16 protein-coding genes are annotated in these 16,801 nt (G+C 69.8%); 8 read left to right on the top strand and 8 right to left on the bottom strand.

What is annotated here, in order from left to right:
- The first annotated feature begins 81 nt into the window (after window positions 1-81).
- The 5 genes from folP (at window position 82) to QMK30_RS08435 (ending at window position 3,157) form a co-directional block, all read left to right on the top strand.
- Entirely contained in the window at window positions 82-945 is an 864-nt protein-coding gene (gene folP, locus QMK30_RS08455) for a dihydropteroate synthase (protein ID WP_283516558.1), read from the top strand.
- Window positions 942-1,409 (top strand): nuclear transport factor 2 family protein, encoded by a 468-nt coding sequence (locus tag QMK30_RS08450; RefSeq protein ID WP_283516557.1) that lies wholly within the window; start codon window positions 942-944, stop codon window positions 1,407-1,409. Before folP ends, QMK30_RS08450 begins: the two co-directional genes overlap by 4 nt.
- A gap of 212 nt (window positions 1,410-1,621) precedes the next feature.
- Entirely contained in the window at window positions 1,622-1,981 is a 360-nt protein-coding gene (folB, locus tag QMK30_RS08445; protein WP_283516556.1) for a dihydroneopterin aldolase, read from the top strand.
- Complete coding sequence (gene folK, locus QMK30_RS08440; RefSeq protein WP_283516555.1) at window positions 1,978-2,595, top strand: 2-amino-4-hydroxy-6-hydroxymethyldihydropteridine diphosphokinase; 618 nt, start codon at window positions 1,978-1,980, stop codon at window positions 2,593-2,595. The genes folB and folK overlap by 4 nt, the downstream gene beginning before the upstream one ends.
- Window positions 2,596-2,674: 79 nt before the next feature.
- On the top strand, window positions 2,675-3,157 hold the full coding sequence (locus tag QMK30_RS08435; RefSeq protein ID WP_283516554.1) for a DUF3180 domain-containing protein: 483 nt from the start codon (window positions 2,675-2,677) through the stop codon (window positions 3,155-3,157).
- A gap of 323 nt (window positions 3,158-3,480) precedes the next feature.
- Here the strand turns inward: QMK30_RS08435 and folE are convergent, their stop codons facing one another.
- The 6 genes from folE to dacB all read right to left on the bottom strand — a co-directional run bounded on the left by folE (window position 3,481) and on the right by dacB (window position 10,853).
- Window positions 3,481-4,086 (bottom strand): GTP cyclohydrolase I FolE, encoded by a 606-nt coding sequence (gene folE, locus QMK30_RS08430; RefSeq protein WP_283516581.1) that lies wholly within the window; start codon window positions 4,084-4,086, stop codon window positions 3,481-3,483.
- Between the two features lie 121 nt (window positions 4,087-4,207).
- The gene (ftsH, locus tag QMK30_RS08425; protein WP_283516553.1) at window positions 4,208-6,247 is read right to left on the bottom strand and encodes an ATP-dependent zinc metalloprotease FtsH; all 2,040 of its coding nucleotides are present in this window, start codon (window positions 6,245-6,247) and stop codon (window positions 4,208-4,210) included.
- Between the two features lie 203 nt (window positions 6,248-6,450).
- Complete coding sequence (gene hpt / locus QMK30_RS08420) at window positions 6,451-7,011, bottom strand: hypoxanthine phosphoribosyltransferase (protein WP_283516552.1); 561 nt, start codon at window positions 7,009-7,011, stop codon at window positions 6,451-6,453.
- 20 nt (window positions 7,012-7,031) lie between these two features.
- Window positions 7,032-8,069, bottom strand: coding sequence for a tRNA lysidine(34) synthetase TilS (gene tilS, locus QMK30_RS08415; protein WP_283516551.1), 1,038 nt, complete (start codon window positions 8,067-8,069; stop codon window positions 7,032-7,034).
- 176 nt (window positions 8,070-8,245) lie between these two features.
- Entirely contained in the window at window positions 8,246-9,379 is a 1,134-nt protein-coding gene (locus tag QMK30_RS08410; protein WP_283516550.1) for an Rv3626c family coenzyme F420 biosynthesis-associated protein, read from the bottom strand.
- A 76-nt stretch (window positions 9,380-9,455) separates the two neighbouring features.
- The gene (gene dacB, locus QMK30_RS08405) at window positions 9,456-10,853 is read right to left on the bottom strand and encodes a D-alanyl-D-alanine carboxypeptidase/D-alanyl-D-alanine endopeptidase (RefSeq protein WP_283516580.1); all 1,398 of its coding nucleotides are present in this window, start codon (window positions 10,851-10,853) and stop codon (window positions 9,456-9,458) included.
- Window positions 10,854-10,954: 101 nt separating this feature from the next.
- Between dacB and QMK30_RS08400 the strand changes: the two genes are divergently transcribed.
- Window positions 10,955-11,449, top strand: coding sequence for an inorganic diphosphatase (locus tag QMK30_RS08400; protein ID WP_283516579.1), 495 nt, complete (start codon window positions 10,955-10,957; stop codon window positions 11,447-11,449).
- Window positions 11,450-11,679: 230 nt separating this feature from the next.
- Entirely contained in the window at window positions 11,680-13,368 is a 1,689-nt protein-coding gene (locus QMK30_RS08395; protein ID WP_502963091.1) for a threonine/serine exporter family protein, read from the top strand.
- Window positions 13,369-13,380: 12 nt separating this feature from the next.
- Here QMK30_RS08395 and QMK30_RS08390 read toward each other — a convergent pair whose 3' ends face one another.
- Entirely contained in the window at window positions 13,381-14,076 is a 696-nt protein-coding gene (locus tag QMK30_RS08390) for a DedA family protein (protein ID WP_283516548.1), read from the bottom strand.
- A gap of 183 nt (window positions 14,077-14,259) precedes the next feature.
- Window positions 14,260-15,021: a MerR family transcriptional regulator gene (locus tag QMK30_RS08385; protein ID WP_283516547.1), complete on the bottom strand. Its 762-nt coding sequence runs from the start codon at window positions 15,019-15,021 to the stop codon at window positions 14,260-14,262.
- A gap of 161 nt (window positions 15,022-15,182) precedes the next feature.
- Here QMK30_RS08385 and gad point away from each other — a divergent pair, with 161 nt between their 5' ends.
- Window positions 15,183-16,631, top strand: a complete 1,449-nt coding sequence (gene gad, locus QMK30_RS08380) for a glutamate decarboxylase (protein ID WP_283516546.1) — start codon at window positions 15,183-15,185, stop codon at window positions 16,629-16,631.
- Window positions 16,632-16,801: the final 170 nt, after the last annotated feature.

Raw genomic sequence — 16,801 nt, 5'->3', positions numbered from 1 at the left:
GGGCCGGGTCCCGGGGGCGGCTCCGTACGCGGCCGGGTACGCGAGGTCCGGGTATCCCGTGCTGACGCCTACGCTGGTCGTATGAGTACGTTGCGCGCGCGTGGGCGAATCGAGGGTCTGCCGGAGTGGGACCGCTGTGCGGTGATGGGTGTCGTCAATGTGACGCCCGATTCCTTCTCCGACGGCGGTCGCTGGTTCGATACCACCGCCGCGATCAAGCGCGGTCTCGACCTCGTCGCGGAGGGCGCCGACATGGTGGACGTCGGCGGCGAGTCGACGCGCCCCGGTGCGCCCCGCGTCGACGCGGACGAAGAGCTGAGGCGAGTGATCCCGGTGGTGCGCGGCCTCGCGTCCGAGGGCATCGTCGTGTCCGTCGACACCATGCGCGCGGCGGTCGCCGAGCAGGCGGTCGCGGCCGGTGCGGTCCTGGTCAACGACGTCAGTGGCGGTCTCGCCGACGCCGCCATGATCCCGGCGGTCGCGGCGGCCGGAGTCCCGTTCGTCGTCATGCACTGGCGGGGCTTCAGCAAGGACATGAACAACCGCGCGGTGTACGCCGACGTGGTCGCCGAGGTCGTCTCCGAGCTCCACGCGCGCGTGGCCGCCGTCGTCGACGGCGGCATCGCCCCCGAGCGGATCGTGATCGACCCGGGTCTGGGCTTCGCCAAGCAGGCCGAGCACGACCTGGCCCTGGTCGCCCACCTCTCCGAACTGCGCGCCCTGGGCCGCCCGCTGCTGATCGCCGCCTCCCGCAAGAGGTTCCTCGGCCGGGTGCTGGCCGGCGCGGGGGCGGCCCCGCCGCCGCCCGCCCGCGAAAGGGACGCGGCCACGGCCGCGGTCTCCGCGATCGTCGCCCACGAGGGCGCCTGGGCGGTGCGCGTCCACGAGGTACGGGCGACCGCCGACGCCGTACGGGTCGCCAGGGCCGTCGAGGGAGCCCTGTGAGCTCCGCGCACGATGACTCCACGCACGGCGACGCCGAGCTGGTCGAGCTGGCCAACACCGCGTTCTACGAGGCAGTGGAGCAGGGCGACTTCGAGGAGTTGTCGTCGCTCTGGCTGGAGGACGAGATCTCCTGCGTCCACCCGGGCTGGCCGGTGCTCTCGGGCCGCGGCGAGGTGTTGCGCTCGTACGCGCTGATCATGGCGAACACCGAGTACATCCAGTTCTTCCTCACCGATGTGAAGGTCACGGTGCTGGGCGAGACCGCCCTGGTGAACTGCACCGAGAACACCCTGAGCGGCGGCCCCTCCGAGGAGGCCGGCGAGCTGGGGCCCCTGGTGGGCCAGCTGATCGTCGCCACCAATGTGTTCCGCCGCACGCCCGAGGGCTGGAAGCTCTGGTCGCACCACGGTTCACCCGTGCTGACCGAATCCGACGAGGACGAGGACGACGAGTCACCCGCCTGAGTGGGTATGCGCCCGTCGGAGCTCCCACAGCGGCCCGCCGAGGTTGGGCGGCGAGCCCCATGGGTATGGGCGGCTACCAGCCCCGCAGGGTTCTGTCCATGGCCCCCGTGGGCGAGCACTGTCGGTGCTCGCAGGTAGATTCGAGTGAGGGTGACATGCCGACCGCACTCGGCAGTAGCCCTTCTTCACTACGAAAAGCAGGAGTGATTCGCGTGGATCGTGTCGCGCTGCGCGGCCTCAAGGCCCGTGGGCACCACGGCGTGTTCCCCCGGGAGCGCGAGGAAGGCCAGACCTTCATCGTGGACCTGGTGCTCGGCCTCGACACCCGCCCCGCCGCGGCCACCGACGACCTGGCGAAGACCGTGCACTACGGCGTCGTGGCGGAAGAGGTCGTGCATGTCGTACAGGGAGAACCGGTCGACCTGATCGAGACGCTCGCGGAGCGGATCGCCCAGCAGTGCCTCAAGCACGACGGGGTCGAGGAGGTCGAGGTCTGCGTCCACAAGCCGGACGCCCCGATCACCGTGCCCTTCGACGACGTGACGATCACCATCACCCGGAGCCGAGTATGACTGTGTTTTCTTCGAACGGGGCGACGCAGAGCGACCCGACCGTGCAGCCGGTACCCACCTCCGTGGTCGAGCAGGTGGACGCCGCCGACAGCACCCTGTCCAACCCGAAACGCGCGGTGATCTCGCTCGGCAGCAACCTGGGCAACCGCCTGGAGACCCTCCAGGGTGCGATCGACGCCCTGGAGGACACCCCCGGCCTGCGGGTCAAGGCGGTCTCCCCGGTGTACGAGACCGAGCCGTGGGGCGTCGACCCCGGCTCCCAGCCCTCGTACTTCAACGCGGTGATCGTCGTGAAGACCACGCTGCCGCCGTCCTCGCTGCTGGAGCGCGGCCAGGCCATCGAGGAAGCCTTCGACCGGGTCCGCGAGGAGCGCTGGGGGCCGCGCACGATCGACGTCGACATCGTGGCGTACGCCGATGTCGTCTCGGACGACCCCGCCCTCACCCTGCCCCACCCGCGGGCCCACGAGCGGGCCTTCGTCTTGGCCCCGTGGCACGACGTGGAGCCGGAGGCCCAGTTGCCCGGCCGCGGCCCGGTGGCTGACCTGCTGGCCGGCGCGGGCCACACGGGTGTACTTCCGCGCGCCGATCTGGAACTCCGCCTGCCCGAGTAATCGTTAGGCTGTGGGACCGGTGTCGACCCGACCCCGATCCGACTCGACCCGATGCGACCTGATGTGAGGGGCTCTCCCGGTGAAGCAACTGCGGCTCGGTGTACTGGCCGGCCTGTTCGCCGTGGCCGGAGTCCTGTCCTGGGGCGGCGCCCGGCTCTGGGACACCGTCGACACGCTGCCGAGCGTGCCGCTCGCGGCGCCCATCGTGCTGGCCCTGATCGCGACGGTCCTCACCGCGACCGCGCTCTCGCTGCGCTCCCGGCTGCGCGCCCAGCGGGAGCGCCGCCCCGGCGCCAAGGGCGTCGAGCCGATGATGGCGGCCCGCGCGGTGGTCTTCGGCCAGGCGAGTGCGCTGGTCGCCTCGCTGGTCTCCGGGATGTACGGCGGCACCGGCGTGTACCTGCTGATGAACAGCCTGGACATCCCCGCCCGCCAGGACCAGGCCATCTACGCGGGCTCGGCCGTCCTGGCGGGCGCTGCGGTGGTCGCGGCGGCGATCTTTCTGGAGCGGGTCTGCCGGCTCCCGGACGACGAGGAGCAGGGCACGGCCCCGGCCGCGTAGGGCGCGTCCGTTACGGCCGACGGCCCTCTGGCTTCCCGGGACCCGCAGGCTTCTCCCACGGGCCTGGCCGCGCAGGGCGACGTACGACCCTCAAGGCTCCCGGGGCCCGTCGGCCCGTGCTGGCGCCGCGCCAGGCAACATCTGCCCCGTCGCGACGCCCGGCACGCGCCCCCGATTTCTCGGCTTCGCTCGAACAGGGAGGGACCCCCTTCGCCGCACCGGACGAAAGCCCAAGTACCTCCAGTACGAGGACTTCCGGCCGGCACGCCGAGAGCACGCACCGGACGCCGCTCCTTGACGGGCAAACGTCACCTGCCGCGGCACTAGCGCGCCATGATCAGGCTCATGGCCTCGTTGCGGGTCGCCGCGTCCCGCAGCTGACCCCGGACCGCCGACGTGATCGTCTTGGCCCCCGGCTTGCGGATACCGCGCATCGACATGCACATGTGCTCGCACTGGATGACGACGATCACGCCGCGCGGCTCCAGGATTTCCATCAGCGAGTCGGCTATCTGGGTGGTGAGTCGTTCCTGCACCTGCGGGCGGCGGGCATAGACGTCGACGAGCCGGGCCAGCTTGGAAAGCCCCGTGATCTTGCCGCTGGTCGCCGGGATGTATCCGACGTGCGCCACCCCGCGGAAGGGGACCAGGTGGTGTTCGCAGGTCGAGAAGACCTCGATGTCCTTCACCAGGACCATCTCGTCGTGGCCCAGGTCGAACGTGGTCGTCAGGACCTCCTCGGGGGTCTGCCGCAGACCGCCGAAGATCTCCTTGTACGCCCTCGCCACGCGCCCCGGTGTCTCCCGCAGGCCCTCCCGGTCCGGGTCCTCCCCGACGGCGATGAGCAGCTCACGTACGGCGTTCTCGGCCCGCTTCTCGTCGAACTCGCCTATGGAGCCCTCGCCGTCCAGCGTCACCGGGTCGGTCATCTGTGCCTCGTTCCTGTGCTTTCGCATGCCCACACGAGCGGGCACAAAAGAATGCCGCGCCCCCCAAGGCTAAAACCTGGGGGACGCGGCATCCATTCCGGGCCCGGTGGGACCCGAGGGGTCAGCTCTCGGGACGCTCCTCGGGGACCGCCTCGGTCGCCGGAGCGGCCGTGGTGTCCGGGCCTGCCGTCACTGCGGGAACCGCACCGTTGGTGAGGGCTCCGTTGGTGAGGGACAGTTCCTTCGGGGAGAGCACCGGCGGCCGGGTGGACGGCGTACGGCGGGAGGATCCGGTCCACGCGGGGCGGGCCGGGCGCTTCACGATCGGAGTGAAGATCTCGGCGATCTGCTCCTTGTTCAGCGTTTCCTTCTCCAGCAGCGCGAGGACCAGGTTGTCGAGAACGTCGCGGTTCTCGACGAGAATCTCCCATGCCTCGTTGTGCGCGGTCTCGATGAGCTTCTTGACCTCTTCGTCGACCAGCGCCGCAACTTCTTCCGAGTAGTCCCGCTGGTGACCCATGTCGCGGCCGAGGAACGGCTCGGAGCCGTCCTGACCGAACTTGATCGCGCCGAGACGCTCGGTCATGCCGTACTGCGTCACCATCGCGCGGGCCGTGGTGGTGGCCTTCTCGATGTCGTTCGAAGCGCCCGTGGTCGGGTCGTGGAACACCAGTTCCTCGGCCGCACGGCCGCCCATCATGTAGGCGAGCTGGTCCAGCATCTCGTTGCGCGTGGTCGAGTACTTGTCCTCGTCCGGGAGCACCATCGTGTAACCGAGGGCACGCCCGCGGGCCAGGATGGTGACCTTGTGCACCGGGTCGCTGTTCGGAGAGGCCGCCGCGACCAGGGCGTGGCCGCCCTCGTGGTACGCGGTGATCTTCTTTTCCTTCTCGCTCATGATCCGGGTCCGCTTCTGCGGTCCGGCCACGACACGGTCGATCGCCTCGTCCAAGGAGTGGTTGTCCACCAGCTTCTTGTCCATACGGGCGGTCAGCAGCGCGGCTTCGTTCAGCACGTTCGCCAGGTCGGCGCCGGTGAAGCCGGGCGTACGACGGGCGACGGCCCGAAGGTCGACCTCCGGCGTGACCGGCTTGCCCTTGGCGTGCACCTTGAGGATCTCGAGACGGCCCAGCAGGTCCGGACGGTCGACCGCGATCTGCCGGTCGAAACGGCCGGGACGCAGCAGCGCCGGGTCGAGGATGTCCGGCCGGTTCGTGGCGGCGATGAGGATGACGCCACCCTTCACGTCGAAGCCGTCCATCTCGACGAGCAGCTGGTTGAGCGTCTGCTCGCGCTCGTCGTGACCGCCGCCCATGCCGGCACCGCGGTGCCGGCCCACGGCGTCGATCTCGTCGACGAAGACGATCGCCGGAGCGTTCGCCTTGGCCTGCTCGAAGAGGTCGCGGACACGCGAGGCACCGACACCGACGAACATCTCGACGAAGTCGGAACCGGAGATGGAGTAGAACGGCACGCCGGCCTCGCCTGCGACGGCGCGCGCGAGCAGCGTCTTTCCCGTACCGGGCGGGCCGTACAGCAGCACACCCTTGGGGATCTTGGCGCCGACGGCCTGGAACTTCGCCGGCTCCTGCAGGAACTCCTTGATCTCGTGGAGCTCCTCCACCGCCTCGTCGGCGCCCGCCACGTCGGCGAACGTCGTCTTGGGGGTGTCCTTGGTGATCAGCTTGGCCTTGGACTTCCCGAACTGCATGACACGGGAGCCACCGCCCTGCATCTGGTTCATCAGGAACAGGAAGACGACCACGATGAGAACGAAGGGGAGCAGGGAAAGCAGGATCCCGACGAACGGGTTCTGCTTGGAGGGGGAGACCGTGTAGCCCTTTTCGATGTCCCCGTTGTCGAACTTCGACTGCAGCTTGTTGGCAAGCGCGACGCCCTGGTCGCCGATGTAGCTCGCCTGAATCTTGCTGCTGTCCTTGACCTTCTGGCCAGACTTGAGCTCGACCTTGATGACTGCTTCGTCACCGGTCGTCAGTTTGGCCTGCTTGACCTGGTTCTTGTCGATCGACTGGACGACCTCGGCAGTGTCCACCGTCTTATAGCCGCCGGACGAGCCGACAACCTGCATCAGCACGACCACGGCGAGGACGGCCAGTACGATCCACATGACCGGCCCACGGAAGTATCGCTTCACGTCCATCCATACGGGGCGGTACTCGCCCCGTCCCTCCTGCCTAGGTAAATGCTGCTGTTTAAAAGACTGTTCTTCGGACGGTACCCCAGCATTGTCACCCGCGACCGCAGGGGACGGCTGACGAATCCGTCTTCCCATGCTTCAACGGCGGGAAGCGGATAAGGGTTCCCGCCGGATCATCATCGGATCCTCGTCCGATACGGGACGACTCAGCCGCCGTACACGTGCGGGGCGAGCGTGCCGACAAACGGGAGATTCCGGTACTTCTCGGCGTAATCCAGCCCATAGCCGATGACAAACTCATTGGGAATGTCGAAGCCGACCCATTTGACGTCGAGAGTGACCTTGGCCGCTTCGGGCTTGCGCAGGAGCGTGCATACATTCAGGGACGCCGGCTCACGCGAACCGAGGTTCGACAGCAGCCACGAGAGCGTCAGGCCCGAGTCGATGATGTCCTCGACGATCAGGACGTGCTTGCCCTTGATGTCGGTGTCGAGGTCCTTGAGGATCCGGACCACGCCGGAGGACTGGGTGCCCGCGCCGTACGACGACACCGCCATCCAGTCCATCGTGACGGGGGTGGACAGAGCGCGTGCCAGGTCCGCCATCACCATCACAGCGCCCTTGAGGACGCCGACGATGAGCAGGTCCTTGCCCTCGTACTCCGCATCGATCTTGGCTGCCAGCTCGGCCAGCTTCGCGTCGATTTCTTCCTTGGTGATGAGCACCGACTTGAGGTCGGTGCCCATGTCGTTCGAGTCCACCCGCATCACTTTCGTAGTACTTCGGCTCAGCCCTGCCGAATGACCAGTCTGCCACCCTGGCGTCGCGCCTCCACCCGGCCGGGCAGGTTGATGCCTCCCTGCCCGCGCCAGCCGGTGATCAGCCGGTCGACCTCTTCGACGTGCCGCGCGAAGAGGGACCCGGCCGGAGCGCCCGCCGCGAGGACCGCGCGGCGCAGCACCCGGCGGCGCACGGCCGACGGCAGGACATGGAGCTTGGCGCACTCCAGCTGGCCGATCTCGTCCCGTACGGAGGCGTCCGCCTGGGCGGCCCAGGCGTCCAGGGCGTCGGCGTCGTCCCGGGACAGCTGCGCCGTGCGGGCCAGCGCCTCCACGACGCCCTTGCCGAGCGCCTTCTCCAGCGCCGGCAGCCCGTCGTGGCGCAGCCGCGAGCGGGTGTACGCGGGATCGGTGTTGTGCGGGTCGTCCCAGACGGGGAGCGACTGGACCAGGCAGGCCTTGCGGGCGGTCTGCCGGTCGATCTGGAGGAAGGGCCTCCGGTAACGGCCGGCCGCCCCCGAGACGGCCGCCATTCCGGAGAGCGAGCGGATGCCGGAGCCGCGGGCGAGGCCGAGCAGGACCGTCTCGGCCTGATCGTCGCGGGTATGGCCGAGGAGGACCGCGGCGGCGCCGTGTCGCTCGGCGGCGGCGTCCAGCGCGGTGTAGCGCGCGTCGCGGGCCGCGGCTTCGGGTCCGCCGTTGTGGCCGACGGTCACGGCGACGGCTTCGACGGGGTCGAGCCCCAGCGCGTCGAGCCGGCCGACGACCTCGGCGGCCCGTAGGTCCGAGCCGCCCTGCAGGCCATGGTCGACGGTGATGCCGCCGGCCCGGACATCGAGCTTGGGCGCCTCGAAGGCGAGGGCGGAGGCGAGCGCCATGGAGTCGGCGCCGCCGGAGCAGGCGACCAGCACGAGCGGCGTCGGCGGCGGCTCGTGCGCGCCGCCGGGCGAGGCGGCCAACGCGTGTGCGGGGATGTCTTTCAGTACGTCGTGAAGTACGCGGCGGACCGCCAGGCGTATCGCTGCGACCGCAGGATGGGGACCCATATCCGGTGCCCTTCGGTGAAGTGGGAGGGTGCCTCGGGAGGAGAAGCCAGTCACTCAGAGTGCGTTGATGGTGACAGAGCCGAGCCAATACCCGAGCATTGCACGCCTACCAGGCCCTCACGGTCCCTCGGATGGGTGATTCAAGGGGCGTTCTCCTGCCGTCGGCCGCATCGGATTTACGACTCTGCCTTACGGTGCACCCGCGCGACCCAGTCCGCCGGTTTGGCGATCTCCGACTTGATGGGAAGGGTGTTCGGCGAGGTCCAGATCCGGTTGAAACCATCCATTCCGACCTCTTCGACCACGGCTCGAACAAAGCGCTCGCCGTCGCGGTACTGGCGCAGCTTGGCGTCCAGGCCGAGCAGCTTGCGCAGCGCCTGGTCGAGGCGGCCCGCACCCTTGGCCCTGCGCTGCTGGAACTTCTCGCGGATCTCGGCGACGGACGGCACCACATCGGGGCCGACGCCGTCCATCACGAAGTCGGCGTGACCTTCGAGCAGCGACATGACGGCGGTCAGCCGGCCCAGGATCTCGCGCTGCGCCGGGGTCTGGACGATCTCGACGAGGCTGCGGCCCTCGTCCTCGCCCTCCTCGCCCTCGGGACGGCCGCCGGCCAGCGACTGGGCCGCTTCGCGCAGCCGCTCCAGAACGGTCATCGGGTCGACCTCGGTCTCGGCGAGGAACGCCTGGATCTCGCCCTCCAGGTGGTCGCGCAGCCAGGGCACGGCCGTGAACTGGGTGCGGTGGGTCTCCTCGTGCAGGCAGACCCAGAGCCTGAAGTCGTGCGGGTCCACCTCGAGCTCGCGCTCGACGTGCACGATGTTGGGGGCGACGAGCAGCAGTCGGCCGCCGCCGTTGGCCCCGGCCGGGAACTCACGGCTGGCGGGGGCGAAGGTCTCGTACTGGCCGAGGACGCGCGAGGCGAGGAACGACAGCAGCATGCCGACCTCGACGCCGGCCACCTTGCCGCCGACCGCGCCGAGCACGGCTCCGCCGGGGCCGCCGCTCCTGCGTTCCTGCATCTTGTCGAGGAGGGGCTTCAGGAGCTCCCTGAACCCGGCGACGTTCGCCTTGATCCAGCCGGCCCGGTCGACGACCAGGACCGGGGTGTCCTCCGGTTCGTGTCCCTCGGGGATCATGCGCGTGAAGGCGCGCACATGCTCCTCCGCGGCCTTGGCATGCCGACGCAGCTCCGCGACGACGGCCCGTGCCTCGTCACGACTCACGTCGGGGCCGGGCCTAACCAGCCGGGTCGCGGTCGCCACCGCGAGATTCCAGTCGACCATCTCCGCACCACCGATGCTCGTCATGCGTCAACCGTACGTGGTCGAACGCACCGGCGGTGAGGGGTTGCCCACCACCCGCGACCCTGAACTTCCTCGGGGTTCACTTGCGGCCCGGCCGTCCCTCGGAGGGGGCGCAGCCGCAGTTGGCGACGGTGGAGGCCAGTCGGTCCAGGGCGGACTGGGCCGCGTCGGGCGTTGTGGCGCCCGAGGAGAGGAAGGCGAAGGAGAGGAGCCGGCCGTCCGCGTCGACGACGGTGCCGGCCAGGGTGTTGACGCCGGTGAGGGTGCCGGTCTTGGCGCGGACCATGCCCGTACCCGGCGATTCCTTGCGGTAGCGGCCCTTGAGGGTGCCGCTGAATCCGGCCACCGGAAGGCCCGTCAGGACGGGTCGCAGGCCCGGGCGGGCCGGGTCGGCCGCGCGGGTGAGCAGCTGGGCCAGGAGCGCCGCGGAGACGCGGCCGGCCCGGTCGAGGCCGCTGCCGTCCGCGAAGCGGGCTCCGGACAGCGGCAGTTCCAGCTTCTTCAGCCGGGACCTGACCGCCTTGCCCGCTCCTTCGAAGCTCGCGGGCTGTCCGGACGAGAGGGCCGTCTGACGGGCCAGGGCCTCGGCGATGTCGTTGTCACTGTGGGTCAGGGAGCGCTCCACCAGGGCGGAGAGGGGCTCGGAGAGGGTCTTGGCGACCGGCTCGGCGCCCTTCGGAGTCTTCCCCCTGGCCGGGTCACCCTTGGCCTTGATGCCGCGCTCGCGCAGCAGCTCGGCGAAGGCACGGGCGGCGTCGCCCGCGGGGTCGCCGGTGCGCGGGGCGGGGCCGCTGCGGGAGCCGTCGAGCCGGCCCTCGTCGAGCATGAGCGCGCTGACGGGGCTGATGTTCTCGTTGGGACCGATGGGGTGAAGCTCGGGTCCCGAGTAGAGCGTCGTGTCGTACGAGATCTCCGCCTCGCCGACGCCACGGTCCTTCAGCACCCGGGCCGTGTCGTCGGCGAGGGCGCGCAGTCCGGCCCGGCCGAGCGTCGGGTCGCCGCCGCCGACCAGCGTGACCCGTTTGCCGTCGGGGACGGCGGTGACGGTGGTGGCGATGCGGTGGTCGGGGCCGAGCGCGGAGAGCGCGGCGAGCGTCGTGGCGATCTTGACGGTGGAGGCGGGGGTCATCGGGTCCCTGGCCCCTCTCCCGTACACCTGGGTGCCCGTCGCGGTGTCGATCACCGAGGCGGTGCGGACCGTGCCCAGCGTGGGGTCGTCGCGCAGCAGCGGCCCGAGCGCGTCGGCGAGGCCGCTCCTGGCGGGCGGCGGTACGGGGGCGCCCAGCGCGGCGAGTACGCCGGCGGCGCTGGGGGCGGGCGCGGGGGTGTCGTGATGTGCGCCACCCATATGGTCCTGGGCGGCAGCCCACTCCCGCTCGGCCTTACGCTGACCGGAGTCCCAGGGGCCTGCCGCGGCCACCGTCCCGGCAGACAGGGCGAGACCGACCACGGCGGCGCCCGTCGCGAGCTGCCACATTTTCCACTCCGGCACCGCGGACCAGCCCCTTTCGCAACCACACACCTGCGTGAGGGACACTTAACCACCCGAAGTATGTGCTGATCATGGAGGAGCCACCCGTGGAGTTCGACGTCACCATCGAGATCCCGAAGGGTTCGCGGAACAAGTACGAGGTGGACCACGAAACCGGTCGGATCCGCCTTGACCGTCGACTCTTCACCTCGACCAGTTACCCGGCGGACTACGGCTTCGTCGAGAACACCCTCGGCGAGGACGGCGACCCGCTGGACGCCCTGGTCATCCTGGAGGAGCCGACCTTCCCGGGCTGTGTCATCAAGTGCCGCGCGATCGGCATGTTCCGGATGACGGACGAGGCCGGTGGCGACGACAAGCTGCTCTGTGTCCCGGCATCGGACCCGCGCGTCGAGCACCTGCGCGACATTCACCATGTCTCGGAGTTCGACCGCCTGGAAATCCAGCACTTCTTCGAGGTCTACAAGGACCTGGAGCCCGGCAAGTCGGTGGAAGGCGCCGACTGGGTCGGGCGCACCGAGGCCGAGGCCGAGGTCGAAGCCTCGTACAAGCGCCTGCAGGCGCAGGGCGGCCAGCACTGACAGGGTTCGAACCGACGAGCCCAGGCTCGTCCGGCTGCGCGGCGGGCGGTGCACCCCAACGGGGGTGCGCCGCCCGCCGCGTGTTGGGTCCTGCGTGACCTGAAGGCCCGCGTCCGCATACTGGGCCTGCGGGCGAGCGAGACGATCACGGCGTACGCGCACGAACGCGCGGCGCACGAGCACCGACACAAGCACGACGGCAAGAACGAGCAGGGCAAGGAGCGGGGCAAGTGGTGGCTGAGCCGAAGCGCGGCGGTCATGGGACCGATGACAACGGGCCCGAGGACCGCAAGCCGCAGTCGGACGAGGCGCGCAGCGCCTTCACGCCGCCGTCGGGCGGACGGCAGCCCGAGCCGGCCGAGGAGGAACACCCGACCTCCGAGTTCGCGCTGCCGCAGGGGCTCACCACCGAACTGCCCGCCCCTCCCGAGGCGTCGGCGTTCGACACGCCGAGCACGTACAGCGCCCGCAACGCGCCCGCCTTCACTCCGGCCCACGGCATCCCCATGATCCGGCCGACCAAGGAGGCGCCCTGGCAGGACCGGATGCGGACCCTGCTGCGCATGCCGGTCGGCGACCGGCCCGTGACGGAGCCGGTGCAGCGGCACGACGACGCCGGGCCCGCCGTGCCGCGCGTGCTCGACCTGACGCTGCGTATCGGTGAGCTGCTGCTCGCGGGCGGCGAGGGCGCCGAGGACGTCGAGGCCGCGATGTTCGGGGTCAGCCGGGCGTACGGGCTCGACCGCTGCGAGCCGAACGTCACCTTCACCCTGCTGTCGATCTCCTACCAGCCGTCGCTGGTCGACGACCCGGTGACGGCGAGCAGGACCGTGCGCAGGCGGGGCACCGACTACACGCGGCTGGCGGCCGTCTACCACCTCATCGACGACATCACGTCGCCGGACACCGACGTCACGCTGGAAGAGGCGTACCGCACGCTGGCGGAGATCCGCCGTAACCGTCACCCGTACCCGGGCTGGGCCCTGACGGGGGCCAGCGGGCTGCTGGCCGGCGCGGCCTCCGTGCTGGTAGGCGGTGGTCCGGTGGTCTTCCTGGCGGCGATGGTCGGCGCGATGCTCGGCGACCGCCTCGCGTGGGTGCTCGCGGGGCGCGGGATCCCGGAGTTCTACCAGTTCGTGGTCGCCGCGATGCCGCCAGCCGCGATAGGGGTCGCGCTCACGCTGGCGCCTTCGACCTCCCTGTTCGACACCCAGCCGTCCGCCGTCATCACCGGTGGGCTCTTCGCGCTGCTGCCGGGGCGGGCCCTGGTGGCGGGCGTGCAGGACGGTCTGACCGGCTACTACATCACCGCGTCCGCGCGACTGCTGGAAGTCATGTACTTCTTCATCGCGATTGTCATGGGCGTGCTGATCGTGCTCTATCTCGGCCTGCAGCTGCACGCCGAGCTGCACCCGGCCACGGCCCTGCAGGGCACCGAGCGTCCGGTGACCCAGATCCTCGCGTCGATGTTGCTGTCGTTCGCCTTCGCGATCCTGCTCCAGCAGGAGCGCAACACCGTGCTGATGGTGACCCTGAACGGTGGGGTGGCCTGGCTCATCTACGGTGCGATGAACAACGTCGGCGGGATCTCACCGGTCGCCGCGACCGCTGTCGCCGCCGGTCTGGTGGGCCTCTTCGGCCAGCTGTTCTCGCGCTACCAGTACGCCTCCGCACTGCCGTACGTCACAGCGGCGATCGGTCCGCTGCTGCCGGGCTCCGCGACGTACTTCGGTCTGCTCGGCATCGCACAGAACGACCTGAACGCCGGGATGGCCTCGCTGTCGAAGGCGGCCGCGCTGGCGCTGGCGATCGCGATCGGGGTGAATCTGGGCGGCGAGATCTCCCGGCTGTTCCTCAAGACTCCGGGGGCCGGCCGGGGGGCCAGCCGCCGCGCGGCCAAGCGGACGCGCGGCTTCTGATCTCCTACCGGCTCAGCGCTTGGCGTGGCGGCCGCGCGAGGTCGGCGGCAGCCCGTCCTGGCCGTCGGCCGCGGCTGCCGCCGCCTTCTTGTTCTTGCCGCGGGCGCGAAGGAACTCGATGGCGATCGGCAGCACCGAGATCAGCACGATGCCGATCAGGATCGCCTCGATGTTCTCGTGGACGAACTTCACATTGCCCAGGGCGGCGCCGAGCAGCGTCACGCCGGCGCCCCAGAGCACACCGCCGATGATGTTGAACGTGATGAACGAGCGGTAGTTCATCTTGCTGACGCCGGCGATGATCGGCGTGAACGTACGCACGACGGGCACGAAGCGGGCCAGGATCAGGGACTTGGGGCCGTACTTCTCGAAGAACTCGTGCGCCTTCTGGACGTTCTCCTGCTTGAAGAGCTTGGAGTCGGGCCGGTTGAAGAGCGACGGGCCGACCTTGCGGCCGAAGAGATAGCCGACCTGGTCACCGATGACCGCCGACAGGACGACCAGCACACAGACCAGCCACAGCGGGGTGTCGAGCACGCCCGTGGTCACCAGGATGCCGGTGGTGAACAGAAGCGAGTCGCCCGGCAGGAAGAAGCCGATGAGCAGCCCGGACTCGGCGAAGACGATGAGCAGCAGACCGGCCAACCCGAACTGCTCAAGGAGGTAGTTCGGCTCAAGCCAGCTCGGTCCGAGCGACAGCGTATTCACGGGTACCGGGCTCCAGGGGGGGGGGATCGTCAGCGGCGGGCTTGCTGCCAAAGCTACAACGTGGCCGGGTCCCGCCTGGTTCCAGTGTTCCCCAGGCAATCCCCGGGCCCCGGCCCGGGGCGGAGCGCCCTACGGGCCCGCGTACCTGCCGCCCCCAAGTCTCCTCAGCTGTCACCTCACCTGTCACCTCACATGGCGGATGGCGTTCGCCAGCATCGCCTCCCGCTGGAAGGCCGCCAGACCTGGCTTGATCCGGTCGATGTTCCGCGTGAAACGTTCGTCGGCCATGTACATCTCTGCCAGCCCGACGTGCATCTCGTAGCTGCACGCGTAGTGATTTCCGCTGATCCAGCCGCGGTGCGCCTCGGCGACGTCCATCGCCGCCGGGGACTCGGGCTCGGCGCCGGATTCCATCAGGGCGACAAAACGGCGGGTGATGTCGTCGGCCTCGGCCTGTATCCGCTGCCAGTCCTCCTTGGTGTACGAAGCGGTACGCCGCCGGGACTCGCGGTACGCGTCGGAGCCGCCCCAGCGCTCCTCGACCTCCTGCGCGTACGCGTCCGGGTCGTGGTCCCCGAAGACCTCGAACTTCTCCTCGGGCGTGAGATTGATGCCCATCTTCCTTGCCTCCATGGCTGTTTCGACGGCGACGGCCATCTCCTGCAACTTGGTGATCCGGGCGGACAGCAGCGTGTGCTGACGCCGCAGGTGGTCCCGCGGATCCGCGGCGGGGTCGTCCAGGAGGACCGCCACCTCGTCGAGCGGAAAGCCGAGCTCCCGGTAGAACAGGATCTGCTGCAGCCGGTCGAGGTCGGCGTCGTCATAACGCCGGTGGCCCGCGTGGCTGCGGCCGCCCGGGGAGAACAGTGCGATCTCGTCATAGTGGTGCAGGGTGCGCACCGTCACTCCGGCGAACCCTGCGACCTGCCCCACGGAGTAGCTCACGTCTCCCGCTCCTTCGTCTCGCGTGTACGTGTTTCGTGTGTGCGTGCGTCTCGCGTGGACGTGCCGCGCTTCACACACCTCAGCCTGGGTCCTCACGTCACGTGAGGCGCAAGCCCTCACGCCGCACGATTATGCGGCTTATGTCCCGTTATGGTGAACGCATGGCACTTCACCAGGGCGGTCCGGAGCACCCGAACGGCAAGGCAGAGGGCGCCGAGGAAACCAGCGAGGAGTACCGCAGGCTTTCCCTCAACCCCTTCTACGGCGCGGCCGACCCGATCGGCGCCATGGAGTCCGCGCCACCCACGCACCGCCTCCCCGACGGCCCCATGGCGCCCTCGACCGCGTACCAACTCGTCCACGACGAGCTGATGCTCGACGGCAACTCCCGGCTCAACCTCGCCACCTTCGTCACCACCTGGATGGAACCCCAGGCGGACGTCCTGATGAGCGAGTGCCGGGACAAGAACATGATCGACAAGGACGAGTACCCGCGTACCGCGGCGCTGGAGCAGCGCTGCGTCGCCATGCTCGCCGACCTGTGGAACGCACCGGACCCGGCGACCGCCGTCGGCTGCTCGACGACCGGGTCGAGCGAGGCCTGCATGCTCGCCGGGATGGCGCTCAAGCGGCGCTGGGCCAACCGGAACGCGGACCGCTATCCGGGCAGCGCCAGGCCGAATCTGGTGATGGGCGTCAACGTCCAGGTCTGCTGGGAGAAGTTCTGCAACTTCTGGGAGGTCGAGGCGCGGCAAGTCCCCATGGAGGGCGACCGCTTCCACCTCGACCCGCAGGCCGCGGCCGACCTCTGCGACGAGAACACGATCGGCGTGGTGGCCGTGCTCGGCTCCACCTTCGACGGCAGTTACGAACCGGTCGCCGAGATCTGCGCCACGCTCGACGCGCTTCAGGAGCGCACGGGGCTCGATGTGCCGGTGCATGTCGACGGGGCGTCGGGCGCGATGGTCGCGCCGTTCGTCGACGAGGACCTGGTGTGGGACTTCCGGCTGCCGAGGGTGGCGTCCATCAACACCTCGGGGCACAAGTACGGCCTGGTCTACCCCGGGGTCGGCTGGGCGCTGTGGCGCTCCCCCGCCGAGCTGCCCGAGGAACTGGTCTTCAGGGTCAACTACCTCGGCGGCGACATGCCGACCTTCGCCCTCAACTTCTCCCGTCCCGGCGCGCAGGTGGTCGCGCAGTACTACACGTTCCTGCGGCTCGGCCGGGACGGCTTCCGGGCCGTGCAGCAGACGACGCGGGACGTGGCCAGGGGGCTCGCGGAACGGATCGAGGCGCTGGGCGACTTCCGGCTGCTCACGCGGGGCGACGAGCTGCCCGTGTTCGCGTTCACCACGGCGCCGGAGGTACGTAATTACGACGTCTTCGACGTGTCGCGGCGGCTGCGGGAGCGGGGGTGGCTGGTGCCGGCGTACACCTTCCCGGCGAACCGGCAGGACCTGTCCGTCCTGCGGATCGTGTGCCGCAACGGCTTCTCGGCGGACCTCGCGGAGCTGCTGCTCGAAGCGCTCCGGGACGCGCTGCCGGAGCTGCGGGGGCGGGCGGAGCCGGTGGGGGCGGTGGGGGGCGCGAAGTCTTCGTTCCATCACTGAGGTGGGGTGGGTGGAGTGGAGTGGGGGTCGATGCGGGCCGCGCGGGCGTGCGGGTGCGAGTGTGGGGCCGTGCGGGTGCGGGTGCCTGCGGGGTCGGCTGAGTGCGGCGCATTCCCCTACCCGCCCTTCCCGTAACTGGGGCTCCGCCCCAGACCCCGGCCCTCAAACGC

The sequence above is a fragment of the Streptomyces sp. H27-C3 genome, from assembly GCF_030063415.1.
In the GTDB taxonomy this organism is placed as follows: Bacteria; Actinomycetota; Actinomycetes; order Streptomycetales; family Streptomycetaceae; genus Streptomyces.
Note: the sequence above shows the minus strand (reverse complement) of the source record. Positions and strands in the feature narration are given on the sequence as shown.

Bases quoted from the DNA above. Each gene is read 5' to 3' on its own strand.
- folP (WP_283516558.1), top strand. From the start codon at position 82: ATGAGTACGTTGCGCGCGCGTGGGCGAATCGAGGGTCTGCCGGAGTGG.
- folK (WP_283516555.1), top strand. From the start codon at position 1,978: ATGACTGTGTTTTCTTCGAACGGGGCGACGCAGAGCGACCCGACCGTG.
- folE (WP_283516581.1), bottom strand. From the start codon at position 4,086: ATGACCGACCCGGTGACGCTGGACGGCGAGGGCTCCATAGGCGAGTTC.
- ftsH (WP_283516553.1), bottom strand. From the start codon at position 6,247: ATGGACGTGAAGCGATACTTCCGTGGGCCGGTCATGTGGATCGTACTG.
- hpt (WP_283516552.1), bottom strand. From the start codon at position 7,011: ATGCGGGTGGACTCGAACGACATGGGCACCGACCTCAAGTCGGTGCTC.
- tilS (WP_283516551.1), bottom strand. From the start codon at position 8,069: ATGGGTCCCCATCCTGCGGTCGCAGCGATACGCCTGGCGGTCCGCCGC.
- QMK30_RS08410 (WP_283516550.1), bottom strand. From the start codon at position 9,379: ATGACGAGCATCGGTGGTGCGGAGATGGTCGACTGGAATCTCGCGGTG.
- dacB (WP_283516580.1), bottom strand. From the start codon at position 10,853: ATGTGGCAGCTCGCGACGGGCGCCGCCGTGGTCGGTCTCGCCCTGTCT.
- gad (WP_283516546.1), top strand. From the start codon at position 15,183: ATGGCACTTCACCAGGGCGGTCCGGAGCACCCGAACGGCAAGGCAGAG.